Source organism: Citrobacter sp. KTE30 (genome assembly GCF_000398825.1).
Lineage (GTDB): Bacteria > Pseudomonadota > Gammaproteobacteria > Enterobacterales > Enterobacteriaceae > Citrobacter > Citrobacter freundii.
The window spans coordinates 1,391,279-1,410,713 of the sequence record NZ_KB976055.1; the positions used below are offsets into that span (position 1 = coordinate 1,391,279).

17 protein-coding genes, 1 tRNA gene and 1 pseudogene are annotated in these 19,435 nt (G+C 53.0%); 10 read left to right on the forward strand and 9 right to left on the reverse strand.

Annotation, left to right across the window (positions count from 1 at the left end; translation table 11 throughout):
- Positions 1–75 precede the first annotated feature (75 nt).
- The 7 genes from WC1_RS16335 to rlmC all read left to right on the forward strand — a co-directional run bounded on the left by WC1_RS16335 (position 76) and on the right by rlmC (position 6,892).
- Positions 76–552, forward strand: coding sequence for a type III secretion system chaperone family protein (locus WC1_RS16335; protein WP_003035368.1), 477 nt, complete (start codon positions 76–78; stop codon positions 550–552).
- Between the two features lie 433 nt (positions 553–985).
- On the forward strand, positions 986–2,098 hold the full coding sequence (gene potF / locus WC1_RS16330) for a spermidine/putrescine ABC transporter substrate-binding protein PotF (protein ID WP_003035370.1): 1,113 nt from the start codon (positions 986–988) through the stop codon (positions 2,096–2,098).
- 138 nt (positions 2,099–2,236) lie between these two features.
- Positions 2,237–3,370 (forward strand): putrescine ABC transporter ATP-binding subunit PotG, encoded by a 1,134-nt coding sequence (potG, locus tag WC1_RS16325; protein WP_016149850.1) that lies wholly within the window; start codon positions 2,237–2,239, stop codon positions 3,368–3,370.
- Between the two features lie 9 nt (positions 3,371–3,379).
- The gene (gene potH / locus WC1_RS16320; protein ID WP_003035374.1) at positions 3,380–4,333 is read left to right on the forward strand and encodes a putrescine ABC transporter permease PotH; all 954 of its coding nucleotides are present in this window, start codon (positions 3,380–3,382) and stop codon (positions 4,331–4,333) included.
- Positions 4,330–5,175: a putrescine ABC transporter permease PotI gene (potI, locus tag WC1_RS16315; RefSeq protein WP_003035376.1), complete on the forward strand. Its 846-nt coding sequence runs from the start codon at positions 4,330–4,332 to the stop codon at positions 5,173–5,175. Before potH ends, potI begins: the two co-directional genes overlap by 4 nt.
- Before the next feature lie 59 nt (positions 5,176–5,234).
- Complete coding sequence (locus WC1_RS16310) at positions 5,235–5,723, forward strand: YbjO family protein (protein ID WP_003035378.1); 489 nt, start codon at positions 5,235–5,237, stop codon at positions 5,721–5,723.
- 41 nt (positions 5,724–5,764) lie between these two features.
- Positions 5,765–6,892, forward strand: a complete 1,128-nt coding sequence (gene rlmC / locus WC1_RS16305) for a 23S rRNA (uracil(747)-C(5))-methyltransferase RlmC (protein ID WP_016149851.1) — start codon at positions 5,765–5,767, stop codon at positions 6,890–6,892.
- Between the two features lie 321 nt (positions 6,893–7,213).
- Here the strand turns inward: rlmC and WC1_RS16300 are convergent.
- The 3 genes from WC1_RS16300 to WC1_RS16290 all read right to left on the reverse strand — a co-directional run bounded on the left by WC1_RS16300 (position 7,214) and on the right by WC1_RS16290 (position 9,005).
- A tRNA-Ser gene (locus WC1_RS16300) sits at positions 7,214–7,301 on the reverse strand.
- Positions 7,302–7,450: 149 nt separating this feature from the next.
- A complete protein-coding gene (locus WC1_RS16295; protein WP_016149852.1) occupies positions 7,451–8,128 on the reverse strand; it encodes an isochorismatase family protein in 678 nt (225 codons plus the stop codon).
- 16 nt (positions 8,129–8,144) lie between these two features.
- Complete coding sequence (locus tag WC1_RS16290) at positions 8,145–9,005, reverse strand: pirin family protein (protein ID WP_003847027.1); 861 nt, start codon at positions 9,003–9,005, stop codon at positions 8,145–8,147.
- Positions 9,006–9,113: 108 nt separating this feature from the next.
- Here WC1_RS16290 and WC1_RS16285 point away from each other — a divergent pair, with 108 nt between their 5' ends.
- The gene (locus WC1_RS16285) at positions 9,114–10,025 is read left to right on the forward strand and encodes a LysR family transcriptional regulator (RefSeq protein ID WP_003847025.1); all 912 of its coding nucleotides are present in this window, start codon (positions 9,114–9,116) and stop codon (positions 10,023–10,025) included.
- Positions 10,026–10,104: 79 nt separating this feature from the next.
- On the opposite strand, the gene infA is transcribed toward WC1_RS16285, so the two are convergent.
- The 6 genes and pseudogenes from infA to trxB all read right to left on the reverse strand — a co-directional run bounded on the left by infA (position 10,105) and on the right by trxB (position 15,929).
- Positions 10,105–10,323: a translation initiation factor IF-1 gene (gene infA, locus WC1_RS16280; RefSeq protein WP_002211347.1), complete on the reverse strand. Its 219-nt coding sequence runs from the start codon at positions 10,321–10,323 to the stop codon at positions 10,105–10,107.
- Positions 10,251–10,608 (reverse strand): annotated as a pseudogene (locus WC1_RS24405) (hypothetical protein). The gene infA and the pseudogene WC1_RS24405 overlap by 73 nt, the downstream one beginning before the upstream one ends.
- Entirely contained in the window at positions 10,609–11,313 is a 705-nt protein-coding gene (gene aat / locus WC1_RS16275) for a leucyl/phenylalanyl-tRNA--protein transferase (RefSeq protein ID WP_016149853.1), read from the reverse strand.
- Positions 11,314–11,357: 44 nt separating this feature from the next.
- On the reverse strand, positions 11,358–13,079 hold the full coding sequence (gene cydC / locus WC1_RS16270; protein ID WP_016149854.1) for a heme ABC transporter ATP-binding protein/permease CydC: 1,722 nt from the start codon (positions 13,077–13,079) through the stop codon (positions 11,358–11,360).
- The gene (gene cydD / locus WC1_RS16265; protein WP_016149855.1) at positions 13,080–14,846 is read right to left on the reverse strand and encodes a heme ABC transporter permease/ATP-binding protein CydD; all 1,767 of its coding nucleotides are present in this window, start codon (positions 14,844–14,846) and stop codon (positions 13,080–13,082) included.
- 114 nt (positions 14,847–14,960) lie between these two features.
- Positions 14,961–15,929 carry a thioredoxin-disulfide reductase gene (gene trxB, locus WC1_RS16260; protein WP_003035727.1) on the reverse strand — a complete coding sequence of 323 codons (969 nt, stop codon included), beginning with the start codon at positions 15,927–15,929 and terminating at the stop codon, positions 14,961–14,963.
- 547 nt (positions 15,930–16,476) lie between these two features.
- On the opposite strand from trxB, the gene lrp reads away from it, so the two are divergent.
- Positions 16,477–16,971 (forward strand): leucine-responsive transcriptional regulator Lrp, encoded by a 495-nt coding sequence (lrp, locus tag WC1_RS16255; protein WP_002439523.1) that lies wholly within the window; start codon positions 16,477–16,479, stop codon positions 16,969–16,971.
- A gap of 134 nt (positions 16,972–17,105) precedes the next feature.
- Positions 17,106–19,435: DNA translocase FtsK (locus WC1_RS24910; protein ID WP_016149856.1), on the forward strand; the 2,330-nt coding region annotated here is incomplete at its 3' end.

Here is a 19,435-nt window from a genome sequence, read left to right on the forward strand (position 1 = left end):
CGATCGTGGTATGACACGCTCTTTTTGCGTAAGCTGTGCCGGTATTTTTTTCATCAATAGAGGTCGCACATTATTATGACATCACTGGTCGTTCCCACTCTGGATACGTTGCGTCAATGGCTCGACGACCTGGGCATGAGTTTTTTTGAATGCGATACCTGTCAGGCGCTGCATTTACCGCACATGCAGAATTTTGACGGCATCTTTGATGCAAAAGTTGATTTGGTCGATAACGTCATTCTGTTTTCCGCGATGGCAGAAGTCAGACCTTCTGCACTGCTGCCGCTGGCCGCCGATCTGTCCGCGATCAATGCCAGCTCACTGACGGTGAAAGCTTTTCTGGATATGCAGGATGATAATCTGCCAAAACTGGTGGTTTGCCAGTCTTTATCCGTTATGCCGGGTGTGACGTTTGAGCAGTTTGAATGTTTTGTTCGCCAGAGCGAAGAGCAGATATCGATGGTGATCCTTGAAGCCGGTGCGCATCAGCTGTTATTTAATGCTGAAGAAGATGCGCAGAATAGCACCGCTGAAATTCATTTCCTCCATTAATTCTTCCTGAATCTGGACATATATTGCGCAGCCGCTGCCAGAGCGGTTGCGTATTGCCCGTTTTTATTCTGTATTTAACCTTTCATTAAAGAATTATTCACCTCTATTCAGCGCCTTCCGCTTTACGTCATAGACAATTCCTGCATAAAAAATTGATAAAAGACGTTTTTTAATCTGGGCTATATCCACAATTCCTGGCTAAAGTTATTCTTGCGAAGCTTACCAACGTCATCATTTAAACAGCCCCTTGTGACCTGTTCTACGGCCACAATGTATGTTGAATGCCTGGACGGATGACAGCGAGCAATAGCGGCGTGAGGAGAGGTCTCTCTTTACATCGGTGCCGCATGAAAGAATATGCACGTTTCTTGCATATCATTAGAGTGTGACATTTTTGTTCGTTTGTTAACGAACTTTCAGAAGGAAAGAGATTATGACCGCCTTAAATAAAAAATGGTTATCAGGCCTGGTTGCGGGTGCTCTGATGGCCGTCTCTGCCGGCACGCTCGCTGCTGAACAAAAAACGCTGCATATATATAACTGGTCTGATTATATTGCCCCGGACACGGTGGCTAATTTTGAAAAAGAGACCGGAATTAAAGTCATCTATGACGTATTTGATTCCAATGAAGTGCTGGAAGGTAAGCTCATGGCTGGCAGTACCGGCTTTGACCTTGTCGTTCCATCCGCCAGCTTCCTTGAGCGTCAACTGACCGCGGGCGTATTCCAACCGCTGGATAAGAGCAAATTGCCGGGCTGGAAAAACCTTGATCCTGAACTGCTGAAGCTGGTGGGCAAACACGATCCGGACAACAAGTTTGCGATGCCGTATATGTGGGCTACGACCGGTATTGGTTACAACGTGGATAAAGTTAAAGCTGTGCTGGGGCCGGATGCGCCGGTTGACAGCTGGGATTTGATCCTCAAGCCAGAAAATCTGGAAAAACTCAAAAGCTGCGGCGTCTCTTTCCTTGATGCCCCCGAAGAGGTGTTCGCCACGGTGCTGAACTATTTGGGTAAAGATCCAAACAGTACCAAAGCGGATGATTACACCGGACCGGCAACGGATCTGTTGTTGAAACTGCGACCGAATATTCGCTATTTCCACTCTTCGCAGTACATCAACGACCTGGCAAACGGTGATACCTGCGTTGCAATCGGCTGGGCTGGGGACGTATGGCAGGCAGCAAACCGTGCGAAAGAAGCGAAAAATGGCGTCAATATTTCCTTCTCAATTCCTAAAGAAGGTGCAATGGCGTTCTTTGACGTATTCGCGATGCCTGCCGATGCGAAAAACAAAGACGAAGCCTATCAGTTCCTCAACTACCTGCTGCGCCCTGATGTGATTGCGCATATCTCCGACCACGTTTTTTATGCCAATGCCAACAAAGAAGCGACGGCTCTGGTCAGCCCTGAAGTTCGTGACAACCCGGGTATTTACCCGCCTGCGGATGTGCGAGCTAAGTTGTTCACACTGAAAGTACAGGATCCGAAGATCGATCGTGTACGTACCCGCGCATGGACGAAGGTAAAAAGCGGGAAATAAACCGATGTTTGGGACATGACCCGGCAGGATTTGTGCCTGCCGGGCAGCGTTGAGCCCGGACACATATAACCCGGCAATACGCACCGTTATGGTGCGTTATTTGCACCGTTTCTTTGTTTTATGCCGGAGAGCACCTGAGTGAATGATGCAACCCCACGCCCACAAGCGAAAATCCGCAAGGCGCTGACCCCGCTGCTTGAAATTCGCAATCTGACCAAGTCATTTGACGGTCAGCACGCCGTTGATGACGTCAATCTTACTATCTACAAAGGTGAAATATTTGCTCTGCTCGGCGCGTCCGGCTGTGGCAAATCGACACTGCTGCGGATGCTGGCGGGATTTGAACTGCCGACTACCGGGCAAATCATGCTTGATGGCGTCGATTTAGCGCATGTCCCGCCTTATCTGCGTCCAATTAATATGATGTTTCAGTCCTACGCCTTGTTTCCGCATATGACTGTCGAGCAGAACATTGCCTTTGGTCTCAAGCAGGACAAACTGCCGAAGGCTGAAATCGCCAGTCGGGTGAATGAGATGCTGGGACTCGTGCATATGCAGGAGTTCGCTAAACGCAAACCACATCAGCTTTCTGGCGGCCAGCGTCAGCGCGTGGCATTGGCGCGCAGCCTGGCAAAACGTCCAAAACTGCTGCTGCTGGATGAACCAATGGGGGCGCTGGATAAAAAACTTCGAGACCGCATGCAACTGGAGGTAGTGGATATCCTGGAACGCGTCGGTGTGACCTGCGTGATGGTGACGCACGATCAGGAAGAAGCCATGACGATGGCGGGTCGTATTGCGATCATGAATCGTGGAAAATTTGTCCAGATTGGTGAGCCAGAAGAGATCTACGAGCATCCGACCACGCGTTACAGCGCAGAGTTTATCGGTTCGGTAAACGTTTTTGAGGGACTGCTGAAAGAACGCCAGGAAGATGGTCTGATTATTGAGTCTCCTGGACTGGTGCATCCGCTGAAAGTGGACGCAGATGCGTCTGTTGTCGATAACGTCCCGGTGTATGTTGCGCTACGTCCGGAAAAAATCATGCTCTGCGAAGCGCCTCCGCCAGAGGGTTATAACTTCGCGGTAGGCGAAGTGGTGCACATTGCCTATCTGGGTGATTTGTCAGTGTACCACGTACGTTTGAAAAGCGGTCAGATGTTGAGCGCCCAGCTACAAAATGAGCATCGTTATCGTAAAGGGTTACCAACCTGGGGTGACGAAGTCCGTTTATGTTGGGATGCGGACAGCTGTGTGGTGTTGACGGTTTAAGGAGCGAAGATGAGTACACTTGAACCTGCGGCACGCGTGGATAACGCGGGGCGATTCAGGCTGTTTATGTCGCGGCTACAAATGAAGCACGGGCGCAAGCTGGTGATCGCACTGCCGTATGTGTGGCTGCTGCTCCTGTTTCTGCTGCCGTTTCTGATCGTCTTCAAAATCAGTTTGGCTGAAATGGCGCGCGCTATTCCACCGTATACCGACCTCGTTTCATGGGCTGACGATCAGTTATCCATCACGCTCAACTTAGGCAACTTCCTGCAACTGACGGACGATCCGCTCTATTTCGATGCCTACCTGCAATCGTTACAGGTGGCGGGAATTTCGACAATCTGTTGTCTGCTGCTGGGATACCCGCTGGCATGGGCCGTCGCGCACAGTAAACCCTCAACGCGTAATATTCTGCTGTTGCTGGTGATCCTACCGTCCTGGACCTCGTTTTTAATTCGCGTGTATGCCTGGATGGGGATCCTGAAAAACAACGGCGTCCTGAACAACTTTCTAATGTGGCTGGGCGTCATCGACCAACCGTTGACTATTTTGCACACCAATCTGGCGGTCTATATCGGCATTGTTTACGCCTATTTGCCCTTTATGGTGCTGCCGATTTATACCGCGCTGACCCGTATTGATTACTCGCTGGTGGAAGCGGCGCTGGATTTAGGTGCCCGACCGCTGAAGACTTTCTTTAGCGTGATTGTGCCGTTGACCAAGGGCGGGATTATTGCCGGGTCAATGCTGGTGTTTATTCCGGCTGTTGGCGAGTTTGTGATCCCTGAGCTGCTGGGCGGCCCGGACAGTATCATGATTGGCCGTGTGCTTTGGCAGGAGTTTTTCAATAACCGCGACTGGCCGGTGGCTTCTGCTGTCGCCATTATTATGCTGCTGTTACTGATTGTGCCGATCATGTGGTTCCACAAATATCAGCAAAAAAGCGTGGGGGAACACGGATGAATAACTTACCGGTCGTTCGCTCGCCGTGGCGTATTTTTATCCTGGTAGTTGGCTTTACCTTCCTGTACGCGCCGATGCTGATGTTGGTTATCTATTCGTTTAACAGCTCGAAGCTGGTGACGGTTTGGGCGGGGTGGTCAACGCGTTGGTATGGCGAGCTTTTTCACGATACCGCGATGATAAGCGCCGTAGGCATGAGCCTAACGATTGCCGCAGGCGCTGCGACGATGGCGGCAATCCTTGGTACCATCGCCGCCGTGGTAATGGTGCGCTTTGGTCGTTTTCGTGGTTCGAATGGTTTCGCCTTTATGATCACCGCGCCGCTGGTTATGCCAGATGTCATTACCGGTTTGTCGCTGCTGCTGCTGTTTGTAGCGTTGGCTCACGCCATCGGCTGGCCGGCTGATCGCGGAATGCTGACCATCTGGCTGGCGCACGTCACCTTCTGTACAGCGTACGTAGCGGTGGTGATTTCTTCACGTTTGCGCGAACTGGATCATTCCATTGAGGAAGCTGCGATGGATCTTGGCGCCACGCCGCTGAAGGTCTTTTTCGTCATCACGCTGCCGATGATTATGCCGGCGGTGATTTCCGGTTGGCTATTAGCCTTCACGCTGTCACTCGATGATCTGGTTATTGCCAGCTTTGTCTCTGGTCCTGGCGCCACAACGTTACCGATGCTGGTGTTCTCCAGCGTACGTATGGGGGTGAACCCGGAGATCAACGCGCTGGCAACGCTGATTCTTGGTGTGGTAGGAATTATCGGATTTATCGCGTGGTATCTGATGGCGCGAACAGAAAAACAACGGATCCGCGATATCCAACGTGCAAGACGCGGCTGAAAAAACTAAAATCTGCCAACCTGTCTATACGGCGCAGCTGTGGTGGTTGCGCCGTTTTCATGGAAGACGACGCGTTGGGATTTTTTAAGAAATCATCCACATCACATGCTCGCTTAAACGTCCCTGCTTTGGTGCAGGTGGCGGCGCTGGCTATTATTATGATCCGCTGTCTCGATCTGTTGATGATTTTTAATACGCTTGGGTTTCGTGGAACCAGTGAGTTTATTCATCGCAGTGTGCAGACCTGGAATTTGACGCTGGTGTTTCTGGGCAGTCTGGTGCTGCTATTTATCGAAATTTACTGTGCATTTTCGCTGGTAAAAGGACGGAACTGGGCACGCTGGATCTATCTGTTGACCCAGATTATCGCCAGCGTCTATCTGTGGGCTGCTTCGCTGGGCTACGGATATCCCGAACTGTTCAGTATTGCGGGGGAGTCCAGACGCGAAATCCTGCATACGCTGGTGATGCAAAAACTGCCGGATATGCTGGTATTGCTGCTACTGTTTGTTCCTGCGTCCAGCAGGCGGTTCTTCCGTTTGCAATAACGTGTATAATCTTGGCCCCCGGTTAATTTGTAGGTCTTTGTATGCAGTGCGCACTTTATGACGCCGAACGCTGTCGCTCCTGTCAGTGGATAACACAGCCTGTCGCCGATCAACTCTTCGCTAAAACAGCCGATCTACAGAATCTGCTGGCCGATTATCCGGTCGGAGAATGGTGCGCGCCGGTCAGTGGTCCGGAAAGCGCGTTTCGCAATAAAGCCAAAATGGTGGTCAGCGGCAGCGTGGAAAAACCGTTGCTGGGGATGTTGCATCGTGACGGTACGCCGGAGGATTTGTGCGACTGTCCGCTCTACCCTGAGTCTTTTGCGCCCGTATTTTCCGTTCTTAAGCCGTTTATCGCCCGAGCAGGATTAACACCCTATAACGTTGCGCGTAAACGCGGGGAACTGAAATATTTGCTGTTAACGGAAAGCCGGTTCGATGGCGGCATGATGCTGCGTTTTGTCCTGCGTTCTGAAGCAAAACTGGCCCAACTGCGCGCGGCGCTGCCATGGTTACAGGCACAGCTGCCGCAGTTAAAAGTGATCACTGCCAATATTCAGCCGGTGCATATGGCGATTATGGAAGGGGAGACAGAAATCTTCCTGACGGAACAACAGGCGCTGGCGGAACGCTTTAACGATGTACCGTTGTGGATCCGCCCACAGAGCTTTTTCCAGACTAACCCGGTGGTGGCGGGGCAGTTGTATGCCACGGCGTGCGGCTGGGTGCGACAGCTCCCGGTTAATCACATGTGGGATCTGTTTTGCGGCGTTGGGGGTTTTGGTCTGCACTGCGCTACACCGCAAATGAAACTGACGGGGATTGAAATCGCGCCAGAGGCGATTACCTGCGCGAAGCAGTCGGCGCAGGAACTTGGGTTGCAGAATCTGCATTTTCAGGCGTTGGATTCAACTCAGTTTGCTACCGCTCAGGGCGAAGTTCCGGATCTGGTGCTGGTGAATCCGCCGCGTCGCGGGATTGGGAAACCGCTGTGCGATTTTCTTTCCCGCGTGGCACCGCGTTTTATTGTTTATTCCAGCTGTAATGCGCAAACCATGGCGAAGGATATTCGTGAGTTGCCTGGGTATCGAATTGAACGCGTTCAGCTTTTCGATATGTTCCCGCACACCTCGCATTATGAAGTGTTAACGCTACTCAGCCGACAATAACTGCTATGCCTGATGGCGCGCAGCTTTCAGGCCTACAGGTTGTTCGTCATTCGTAGGCCGGATAAGGTGCTTGCACCGCATCCGGCAAATCAATATGCGAAAAAAAAGCCCGTACTTGCGTACGAGCTCTTCTTAAAATATGGCGGTGAGGCGGGGATTGACTCGCTTCGCTCGCCCTGCGGGCAGCCTGTTCGCTGCGCTCTCAGTCTGTCCAACTGGCTGCGCCAGTAGTCGAACCCCGGTCCGGGCTTCTCATCCCCACCAGGCTGTGCAACATGCGAAAAAAAAGCCCGTACTTGCGTACGAGCTCTTCTTAAAATATGGCGGTGAGGCGGGGATTCGAACCCCGGATACGTTGCCGTATACACACTTTCCAGGCGTGCTCCTTCAGCCACTCGGACACCTCACCATATTGTATTGCTGCCTGACCGCTTGGGGGGCAACGGGGCGCTACTATAGGGAGTTGCGCTAAAACGGTCAAGCAGAATTTACGTGTTAACTCTCGTTTGGTTACGCAATATACATATTCCTCCGCCCAGGCAGGCGCGGAGGATAAGATTAGCGCTGAGAGTCCAGTTTTTCGCCGTTGGTCACGACTTCCTGGGCTTTACTGTAGCTCTCGATCAGCAACTGATAAGCCGGGAAGACTTTGGTATACACTTCCGCCCATTCGGCGGCGTCTTCACGGTTCCATGTGCCCTGAATTTCAGAAGCGACGGCGGCGGTATCCATCGGCACGACGCCAGCCTGAACAACGCGAGCCAGGGTGATTTCCTGCGCCATTTTGCTGTAAGTACCGGAAGCGTCGATCACTGCGAAGACCTTATAGCCTTCCGCAACCGCGCTGATAGCCGGGAAAGCCATGCACACGCTGGTAATCGTACCGGCGATAATCAGCGTCTTGCGACCTGTTGTTTTTACCGCTTTCACGAAGTCTTCGTTATCCCAGGCGTTGATTTCGCCTTTACGCGCCACGTATTGGGCATGTGGCGCATTAGCGTGGATCTCAGGGATCAGCGGGCCGTTAGGTCCCTGCGGTACGGATGCCGTGGTAATCACCGGTATCTTCGCCAGGGTCGCCATTTTAGCCAGCGCGGCGGCACGCGCACGCAGTTCTGGCATTGGCATGTCGCCGACGGTCTGGAACAACCCGCTCTGATGATCGATAAGCAGCATGACGGAATCATTTACATCGATGACCGGACGTGAACCATTAAAGTTTGCAGGACTGGACATATTCTTCTCCTTCGATTCAGATTTGGCCAAAGCGGCCGGAGTTAAAATCGCGTACGGCTTCAGCGATTTCTTGTTTCGTGTTCATTACAAACGGACCGTAACCTACAATCGGCTCGTTCAACGGTTCTCCAGAAAGCAGTAGCACGCTGGCGTCGCTGGAGGCTTCAATATGCAGCGTTTTCCCTTGCTGGCTCAGCACCACCAGTTGCGCTTCGCTGGCAGACGTAGTGCCGTTTACGGTGATATTCCCTTTCAATACCACCAGCGCAGTGCTCCATCCTTCCGGCTGGGACAACGTGAGCTGATGATTACGTTGTAAACGCATATCCCAAACGTTCAGCGGCGAGAAGGTATGTGCCGGGCCTTTTGTATCCTGATAGCTGCCCGCAATCACCCGAACGCTTCCTGCTTCATCAGGCAGGGCGACAGAGGGGATCACATCGCTGTTGATGCCCTGGTAACCCGGAACGGCCATTTTGTCCTTTGCTGGCAGATTGACCCACAGCTGTACCATTTCCAGTTCGCCGCCCTGACGGGTAAATTCTGGTGAATGGAACTCTTCGTGTAATATTCCTGCACCCGCAGTCATCCACTGCACGTCGCCGGGGCCGATAATGCCGCCGCGACCGGTTGAATCACGGTGTTCAACTTCGCCGCTGTAAACGATGGTCACCGTCTCAAAACCACGGTGAGGGTGCTCGCCTACGCCGCGTTTTTCGTTACCCGGCGTAAACGTATGTGGACCGGCGTAATCCAGCAGCAGGAACGGACTTAGTTGCTCAGCATGAGACTGGTAAGAAAACATCGAGCGAACCGGAAATCCATCGCCAACCCAGTGCGGGCGAGGTGCGGTGTAGACGCCTGTTACGTGTTTCATTTGTGTCTCCTCAGTGGCGTTATCTTGATGTGAATAAGCTTATATTCATGACAGCGAACTGAGTAGTAGCTAAAATAGCTCTCACTGTCTCATAAATAGGACAATTAGATGACGAAGCCAGATCTCAATGATTTTGCATGGTTTGTGCATGTTGTAGAGGAAGGAGGATTCGCGGCGGCGGGTCGGGCGCTTGATGAACCGAAATCAAAACTAAGCCGACGGATAGCGCAACTGGAAGAGAGGCTGGGAGTTCGACTGATTCAGCGAACCACCCGCCAGTTTAACGTGACGGAAGTGGGGCAAACCTTTTACGAACACTGTAAGGCGATGCTGGTTGAAGCGCAGGCGGCGCAGGATGCCATTGCCGCGTTACAGGTTGAACCGCGTGGCGTGGTGAAGTTGACGTGCCCGGTCACGTTGCTGCATGTGCATATCGGGCCGATGCTTGCTCGTTTTATGGCGCGTTATCCTGACGTATCAGTACAACTGGAGGCGACAAATCGTCGTGTTGACGTTGTTGGAGAAGGCCTGGACGTGGCGATTCGTGTCAGGCCTCGGCCATTTGAGGATAGCGACCTGGTGATGCGCGTGCTGGCGGACAGGGGGCATCGTTTGTATGCCAGCCCGCAGTTAATCGAGCAAATGGGGGCGCTACACTCTCCGGCAGAGCTGACACGCTGGCCTGGTTTGAGTCTCGCCTCGGGCAAACATGTACATCGTTGGGAGTTATTTGGCCCGCAGGGCGCGCGGGCAGAGGTGCATTTCACGCCGCGAATGATTACCACGGATATGCTGGCGCTACGTGAAGCCGCAGTTGCCGGTGTGGGGGTAGTGCAGCTTCCGCAACTGATGGTAAAAGATCAATTAGCCGCGGGTGAACTGGTGGCGTTGCTCGACGGTTGGGAACCGAAGCGAGAAATTATTCACGCAGTCTTTCCATCACGCAGGGGATTATTGCCGTCAGTGCGCGCTTTAGTAGATTTCTTAACGGAAGAATATGCGCGGATGATTGAGGATTAAATACATATCCTCAACCCACAAAAAAGGCCGGTTAAACCGACCTTTTATTATCTGGACGCCATTCGGGCGTTAAAAACAATCAGCGACTACGGAAGACAATGCGGCCTTTGCTCAGGTCGTACGGGGTCAGCTCAACAGTCACTTTGTCGCCCGTCAGGATGCGGATATAGTTTTTGCGCATTTTACCGGAGATGTGTGCAGTAACCACGTGACCGTTTTCTAACTCTACGCGGAACATGGTATTAGGTAACGTATCGAGAACGGTACCCTGCATTTCAATATTGTCTTCTTTGGCCATCTAATCCTCTGGGGTATCACTACCGTAATTTGAACCGGCAAGATAATGCCGAAGTTCTTTTAATAAGTAAAGATTTGTGCGTTTAAAACACAGCAAATCGGGTTTGGCGCATTACTCTAACCACACACGGCAAAGCCGCACTTAAAGCGCAACGTGTAAGGGAACGAGGAGATAAACGATAGGCGTTGCCTGACGCGAACTGTTCCTTAACGGCGGCGGGGTAATGGGCTAAACCAACTCTGCGCGACAATTATAACACCCCGACAAAAAATGTGCCGAAAACATTCACCCCTGAGGCGAAAATAACGTCCTGGGAACCCAGAAATGGCTCGGTAGCCGCTGCTGGCGCAGTCTGCTCAGGTGTTCAAGGTACTCCCGACGAGGGGTTTCGACGGCGCCCAGCGAAGCTGTGTGGCTATTTAATACCTGGCAGTCGATTAATTTTCCGCCCTGACAGATAAATTCAGCGCAAAAAACAAGCAGTGCGGTTTTGGACGCATTTTCCTGACGGCTGAACATTGATTCGCCACAAAATAGTGTACCTTGCGCCACGCCATACATACCGCCCACTAATTCATTTTTTCGCCACACTTCAATGGAGTGCGCATGGCCCAGTTCGTGCAGGCGATGGTAGGCGTCCACTACATCATGCGTTATCCAGGTGCCTTCTTCCCGGTCGTTCGCGCAGCCTTCAATCACCTGACCGAACGCGTAATTGAGCGTCACGCGATAAGGCGAGTTTTTATGAAAGCGTTTCATGCTGCGGCTGAGATGAAATTTCTCGGGCCAAAGAATGGCGCGCGGATCGGGCGACCACCAAAGGATGGGGTCGCCAGGCGAAAACCACGGGAAAATTCCGCGCTGATAGGCCATTAATAGTCGGGCTGGACTGAGATCGCCGCCAAGCGCCAACAAACCGTTAGGCTCGCGTAAAGCGCCTTCCGGTGAAGGGAAGGCTATAGAATGACGGGACAATTGCACCAGGCGCATGACTGCGAAACTCCACTACGCGAGTTTGATCGTTCAATAATAGCTTACAGACGTTGCTTAAACTGGTAATAACGTCCCTGCCGGGCTAACAAATCTGCGTGATTACCTTGCTCAATAATGTGTCCGTTGTCCATCACTATTATTTGATCAAAACGTGACAAGCCGCGCAGACGATGTGTCACCATCAGTACGGTTTTATCACGCATGGCATCGCCAATTAATTCAAGCATTTGGCTTTCTGTTGTTGCATCAAGTCCTTCGGTCGGTTCGTCCAGCAGCATCAGTGGGGCATCGTGCAATAAGGCACGGGCGATAGCCAGACGACGAAGTTCGCCACCAGAAAGCTGTCGACCCCCTTCGCCTAACCAGGCGTTGAGTCCATCACCCTCAAGCAGTTTGTCCAGACCGACGCGGCACAGCATCGCGGATAATGTGTCATCACTGGCGTGCGGTGCCGCCAGTAGAAGATTGTCGCGAAGCGTCGCGCTGAACAGGTGCACGCGCTGTGGCACGACGCTGATGCTCTGGCGCAGCGTAGTTTCACTGAGGGCTGAAATCGGCTGCTCATTAATCAGAATTTCGCCGTGCTGCGGATCCCATGCGCGGGTGAGCAATTGCAGTAACGTTGACTTACCGCATCCGGTGCGACCGAGAATCGCAATATGCTCACCGGGCTGAGCCTGCAGGGAAAGGGTGTCGAGCGCTTTTTGTGCTTGTCCCGGATAACTGAATGATACATCGCGTAGCGTGAGAGTGACGTGCTCAGAAACCGGGGAACCGGCATCCGGGAAGGTGACTTCTGGCTGCTGTTCAGTCAGTTCGGTGATGCGCAGCGCAGAGGCAATAACCTGTCCGAGATGCTGAAACGCGCCGGTGACGGGGGCTAATGCTTCAAATGCGGCCAACGCACAGAAGACAAACAGCGCGATCAGCGCACCCGGCTGGGTATTGCCACCTACGCCACCTGAGGCCATCCATAACATCACAACCACTGCCAGTGCGCCGACTAACAGCATGACCGCCTGTGATAGCGCCGTTAATTCAGACTGACGTCGTTGAGCTTCATGCCACTGCAACTCGGTGGCTTCCATTTGGGCGCGGTAACGTTCACTGGCACCAAAGATGGTTAGTTCAGCTTGGCCCTGCAGCCAGGATGTTAACTGCTGACGATACTGCCCACGTAAATGCGTCAAGCTTTGCCCGGTGCTTTTACCTGCCTGATAAAAGAGTGGGGGCAAGATAAATAAGGTCAGCAGCATAATACCGCCGAGAGTAATAGCTAGCGTGAAATCGAGAACGCTTAGCCCCAGCGTGACCACCATGATGACGACAAAAGCGCCTACAAGCGGGGAGAGCACGCGTAAATAGAGATGATCGAGCGTGTCGACATCCGCCACCACGCGATTAAGCAATTCACCTTGTCCATAACGGGACAGGCCAGCAGGAGAGAGCGGCAGCAGTTTGCTGAAGGTATATATACGCAAATGTTGCAGCACGCGGAACGTCGCGTCGTGGCTGACCAGTCGCTCGAAATAGCGGCCCGCGGTGCGGGTGATTGCCGCACCGCGTACCCCGGCGGCAGGGAGCATATAGTTAAAACTGTAAATCCCGGTGACACCCACCACAGCAGAAGCCGACAGGAACCAACCGGAAAGCGTCAGCAAACCAATACTTGCCAACAGTGTGACGATCGCCAGAACGATCCCCAGGGTTAACATCCATTTGTGACGTTTATACAGCGTCAGATAAGGTAGCAAAGCGCGCATTTAGATGTCCTCCTGACGATGAGCCAGTAATGTCGTAAACGCCCCGTTGGCTGCGCTAAGTTCGGCATAAGTGCCTTGTTCAACGATCTGTCCGTCCTGCATCACCCAGATAGCGTCCCAGTCGGCAAGGTCTTCAAGTTGGTGTGTCACCATCAGCGTAGTCTGGCGGCGTGACGCTGCGTTCAACGCTTGCATCACGCGTTGTTCGCTGTGTGCATCCAGGCTGGCGGCGGGTTCATCAAGCAGCAGCAACTGACACGGGTTGAGTAAGGCGCGAGCCACGGCAACGCGCTGCGCTTGTCCGACAGAAAGTCGAGCCGCCTGATCGCCTACTGGTGTATCTACACCCTGCGGTAGTAGCGGTAAAAACTCACTGACCCAGGCGCTGTCGAGTGCGGCCCGCAGCTGTTCTTCGCTGGCATCGGGGCGAGCGAGCAGCACGTTATCGCGTAACGTGGCGGCAGGGAGCTGCGGATTTTGTCCAACCCAGGACAGCTGTTTGCGCCAGCAATCAGGCGACAGGTCGCGTAGTTCAAAGCCGTTAATTCGCAGCGATCCCTGATAAGAGAGAAATCCGGACAGGACATTGAGCAACGAACTTTTGCCGGAACCGCTGCGGCCAACCAGCACCGCACGTTGGCCCGCTGGCAGGGTAAAGTTGAGCGGGCCTGCAAGCACTTTACCTTCCGGCGAGGTGATGACCAGATCTCGTGCTTCAATTGAAACAGCGTCTTTTGTTGTCAGCTCAATATCGCCACGCTCAGGATGTGCAAGCGGGGTTTCCATGAAGGTTTTCAGACTGTCTGCTGCACCAACGGCTTGTGCTTTGGCGTGATAAAACGTGCCCAGATCGCGCAGGGGCTGGAAAAATTCCGGCGCCAGAATGAGCGCGAGGAAGCCGGCAGCCAATGTGACACCTGTGCCGTAGTGTCCAAAATCGAGTTCGCCAAGGTAGGAAAAGCCGAAGTAAACCGCGACCAGTGCGATGGACAGGGAGGTAAAGAACTCAAGGACACCGGATGACAGGAAAGCCAGGCGCAGGACTTCCATGGTGCGCTGGCGGAAATCCTGTGACGCAGCGCGGATGCTTTCCGTTTCGGCTTCACCGCGACCAAAGATTCTTAGCGTCTCCATGCCCCGTAGGCGGTCGAGGAAATGGCCGCTGAGGCGAGCAAGAGCCTGAAAATTGCGGCGGTTAGCGTCGGCAGCACCCATACCAACCATCGCCATAAACAACGGGATCAGCGGGGCAGTTCCAAGCAGAATAAGGGCGGCAACCCAGTTTGACGGGAATACCGCCGCCACGATCAATAAGGGGACGCATACGGCCAGCGCCATTTGCGGCAGATAACGTGCATAGTAATCATGCATATCGTCAATCTGCTCCAGGATCAACGTGGCCCAACTCCCGGCCGGTTTGCCTTGTATCCAGGCCGGACCTGCCTGTTGCAGACGGTCAAGCACCTGGCGGCGAATTTCAAAGCGAATATGCTGTCCTGCGTGAAACCCGACCCGTTCGCGTAACCAGACGACCCATGCCCGCAGGATGAAAATCAATACCAGCACGATGAAAGGAAGCAGAAGCGCCTCTCGGGGAATATTGGCCATGATCATATGGTCCAGAATTCGGGCCATGAGCCAGGCCTGAGCGACAATTAACAGGCCGCTCACGAACCCCAACAGGCGCGAAATGTTCAGCCATCGTTGGGAAATTACACTTTGCTGTTTTAACCAGCGGGTCAGCTCTTTTTGACGGGTTTTATTCATTGCACGCTTAGCAGGTGAGTTATTGGAATTTTTGGGCAGGGCAATGTTACAACGAGGCAAAAATAAAGGCGACTTATAGTCGCCTTTTTTACTTTTGTTACTGATTTGTAAAACTTATTTGCAAGCGTCCGCCAGACCGTCGAGATAACGTTCTGCATCAAGCGCGGCCATACAGCCCGTGCCCGCAGAGGTAATCGCCTGGCGATAAATATGGTCCATCACGTCACCGGCTGCGAAGACACCCGGAATGCTGGTTTGAGTGGCATTGCCGTGAATACCGGACTGAACTTTGATGTAGCCGTTTTCCAGTTCAAGCTGACCGTCGAAAATAGCGGTATTCGGGCTGTGACCGATAGCGACAAATAACCCGGCAACGTCCAGTGATTCCACGTTGTCAGTGTTTTGCGTATCGCGCAGACGCAGTCCGGTTACGCCCATTTGATCGCCGGTCACTTCTTCCAGCGTGCGGTGGGTGTGAAGCACGATGTTGCCGTTTTCAACTTTATCCATCAAACGTTTGATGAGAATTTTCTCCGCGCGGAAGCTGTCGCGACGGTGAATCAAATGCACTTCAGATGCGATATTCGCCAGATATAGCGCTTCTTCAACAGCGGTGTTGCCGCCGCCGATCACCGCAACTTTTTGGTTACGGTAGAAGAAACCGTCGCAGGTCGCGCAGGCGGAAACGCCACGGCCTTTGAATGCTTCTTCTGAAGGCAGACCCAGGTAACGTGCTGAAGCGCCGGTGGCGATGATCAGTGCGTCACAGGTGTATTCACCGCTGTCGCCGGTCAGACGGAAAGGACGGTTTTGCAGATCAACTTTGCTGATGTGATCAAAAATGATTTCAGTGTCAAATTTGGACGCATGTTCGTGCATACGCTCCATCAGCAGCGGGCCAGTAAGATCGTGCGGATCGCCAGGCCAGTTTTCCACTTCTGTTGTTGTGGTCAACTGACCACCTTTTTCCATACCGGTAATCAGTACCGGTTGCAGGTTCGCGCGTGCAGCGTAGACCGCAGCGGTATATCCCGCAGGGCCAGAGCCCAGAATAAGAAGTTTACTGTGTTTGGTTGCGCCCATGAGATCCCCATAGTTGTTGGCAGGCAATGAGCAGGATTGTAGGGAATTTACAGACGTAAAAAAAGAGTATGGCGATTTTGTTAACAATATGTGTAATAGCAGAAACCGATGAACGGGGTGATCAGCCGTAATACTATAACGATTTCTACTTAAAATCGGTCAGTTATAAGGTGATAAAATGACGATTTTCCATCACTGCGAATGAATAACTGGCATGTTGTACTAAAAATCGATGTTTTGCTTTGACAATCCCCTGCTGTTTTGCGAAAACATTCAAGGAAGAAAAAAACTGTGTCATGTATGTGCTGCATAATCATGCATGTAGATACCATGTTTACCGTGTTAGCGAAATCTACGCATGGTGTGGACAGATGCCATTCGTGATGTCGATAGCCGCCGACAGGCAACGGTCTTCTCACCATAAACCCAGACATTGCGAACCGAAAATCCCTCTGGGTTGCGGTTTATTTTGATGGGTAGCGACTCTGAACAGTGATGTTGGTAGAGTCAGGCAGGAGTAGGGAAGGAATACAGAGAGACAATAATAATGGTAGATAGTAAGAAGCGCCCTGGCAAAGATCTCGACCGTATCGATCGTAACATTCTTAATGAGCTGCAAAAGGATGGGCGTATTTCTAACGTCGAGCTTTCTAAACGTGTGGGACTTTCACCAACGCCCTGCCTTGAGCGTGTGCGTCGGTTGGAAAGACAGGGTTTTATTCAGGGCTATACAGCGCTGTTAAACCCGCATTATCTGGATGCATCACTTCTGGTTTTTGTTGAGATTACTCTGAATCGTGGCGCCCCGGATGTGTTTGAACAATTCAACTCTGCAGTACAAAAACTTGAAGAAATTCAAGAGTGTCATTTGGTTTCCGGTGATTTCGACTATTTGCTGAAAACACGCGTACCGGATATGTCGGCATACCGTAAGCTGTTAGGGGAAACCCTGCTGCGTCTGCCTGGCGTGAATGACACACGTACTTATGTAGTCATGGAAGAAGTCAAACAGAGCAATCGTCTGGTAATTAAGACGCGCTAACACGGAACAGGTGCAAAATCGACGCAGTTTGATTACACTCCTGTTAATCCATACAGCAACAGTGCCGGGGTAACCCGGTGCTGTTGTCCGTTTTAGCATCGGGCAGGAAAAGCCTGAAACCTGGAGAGCCGTTTTTGAGCCAGGAATACACTGAAGACAAAGACGTCACATTGACGAAGTTAAGCAGCGGGCGCCGACTTCTGGAAGCGCTACTGATTCTTATTGCCCTTTTTGCCGTCTGGTTGATGGCTGCCTTACTCAGCTTTAACCCTTCGGATCCCAGTTGGTCACAAACCGCATGGCATGAACCTATCCATAATCTGGGGGGAATACCCGGAGCATGGTTGGCGGACACGCTGTTCTTTATTTTTGGCGTCATGGCCTACACCATTCCCGTCATCATTGTTGGCGGCTGTTGGTTTGCCTGGCGACACCAGGCCAGCGACGAATACGTCGATTATTTTGCCGTCTCGCTGCGCATTATTGGCGTTCTGGCGCTGATTCTCACTTCCTGCGGGCTGGCCGCAATTAACGCCGATGACATCTGGTATTTCGCCTCTGGCGGCGTGATCGGCAGTCTGCTCAGCACTACGCTACAACCCTTACTGCACAGCAGCGGCGGCACGCTGACGTTGTTGTGCATTTGGGCGGCGGGATTAACGCTTTTCACCGGTTGGTCATGGGTGAGCATTGCGGAAAAACTGGGCGGCTGGTTACTCAATATCCTGACGTTTGCCAGCAACCGTACCCGCCGCGACGATACCTGGGTCGATGACGAAGAATATGAAGATGAAGAAGAGTCTGTCGATGCCGCTGATGGCAAACCCCATGAATCGCGTCGGGCTCGTATTCTGCGCGGTGCGTTAGCGCGCCGTAAGCGTCTGGCAGAGAAATTTACCAACCCGCTTGGTCGTCATACCGATGCGGCGCTGTTCTCCGGCAAACGCATGGATGATGAAGACGAAATTGAATACAGCGCCCGTGGCGTGGTTGCCGATCCTAACGATGTGCTGTTTTCCGGCAATCGCGCGACGCTGCCTGAATATGACGAGCTTGACCCACTGCTTAACGGCCACTCGGTGACCGAGCCAGTGGCTGCAGCAGCTGCAGCTACAACGGCCGCTCAGGCCTGGAGCGCGCCGGTAGATCCGTTGCTGCAAACCTCGCCCGTGACCAACACTGTTATGGAGCAACCGGCCCCAGCCGTAGCCTGGCAATCCGCACCAGGCCCGCAAACCGGTGATGCCGCGATTGCACCAACGCCTGAAGGTTATCCGCAACCAGCCCAGTACGCGCAACCTCCGGTGCAGCAGCCGTATGAGCCATGGCAACAGCCGGTTGTGGAGGAGAGTCCGCAGCCGCAATATTACGCACCGCAGCCGGAACCTGTTTATGCGCAGCCAGTCGCACCGCAGCCGGAGCCTGTTTATCAGCCAGAGCCTGTGCTGCAGCCTGTCTATCAACAGGATCCGACCTCTCAACAGAACGCCACATTCCAGCAGCCTGCTTATCAGCCGGAATCAATCCCTCAACAGAGCACTACGTTCCAGCAGCCTGTGGTTGAACAACCGCTTGTGGTGGAACCTGAGCCCGTGGTTGAAGAAGTTAAACCGACTCGTCCGCCGCTCTATTACTTTGAAGAAGTCGAAGAGAAACGTGCGCGTGAGCGTGAGCAACTGGCCGCATGGTATCAGCCGATTCCAGAACCTGCTCAGGAGCCTGAGCGTATTAAACCGTCTACGCCATCTATGCCGACGACTGCATCCATACCGCCCGTTGAGTCTGTTGCTGCTGTTGCACCGCTGGCTACCGGTGTAAAAAGCGCCGCGTTAGGGGCGGGTGCAGCGGCAGCTGCACCTGTCTTTAGCCTTGCGGGCAGCGGTGCGCCGCGTCCGCAGGTGAAAGAGGGGATTGGCCCGCAGTTACCGCGCCCAAATCGTGTGCGCGTGCCTACTCGCCGGGAATTGGCGTCGTATGGCATCAAACTGCCGTCACAGCGTATGGCTGAAGAGAAAGCGCGCGAAGAGCAGCTTGATACAGATGCGTACAATGACGATGAAATGGATGCAATGCAGCAGGACGAGCTGGCACGCCAGTTCGCTCAGTCGCAGCAGCATCGTTATGGCGAAGAGTATCAGGACGATACCCACCAGACTGATGACGAAGATTCAGCCGCAGAAGCGGAACTGGCTCGCCAGTTTGCTTCTTCTCAGCAGCAGCGTTATTCCGGTGAACAGCCTGCCGGAGCGAATCCGTTCTCGCTCGATGACTTTGAATTTTCGCCAATGAAAACGCTGGTAGATGAGGGGCCGCATGAGCCACTGTTTACGCCTGGCGTGATGCCGGAGCCTGCGCCGCAGTACCAGGAACCTGTTGCACCGCAGCAGCATTATCAGCAACCGGCGCAGCCTGTCGCACCGCAGCAGCATTATCAGCAACCGGCGCAGCCTGTCGCACCGCAACA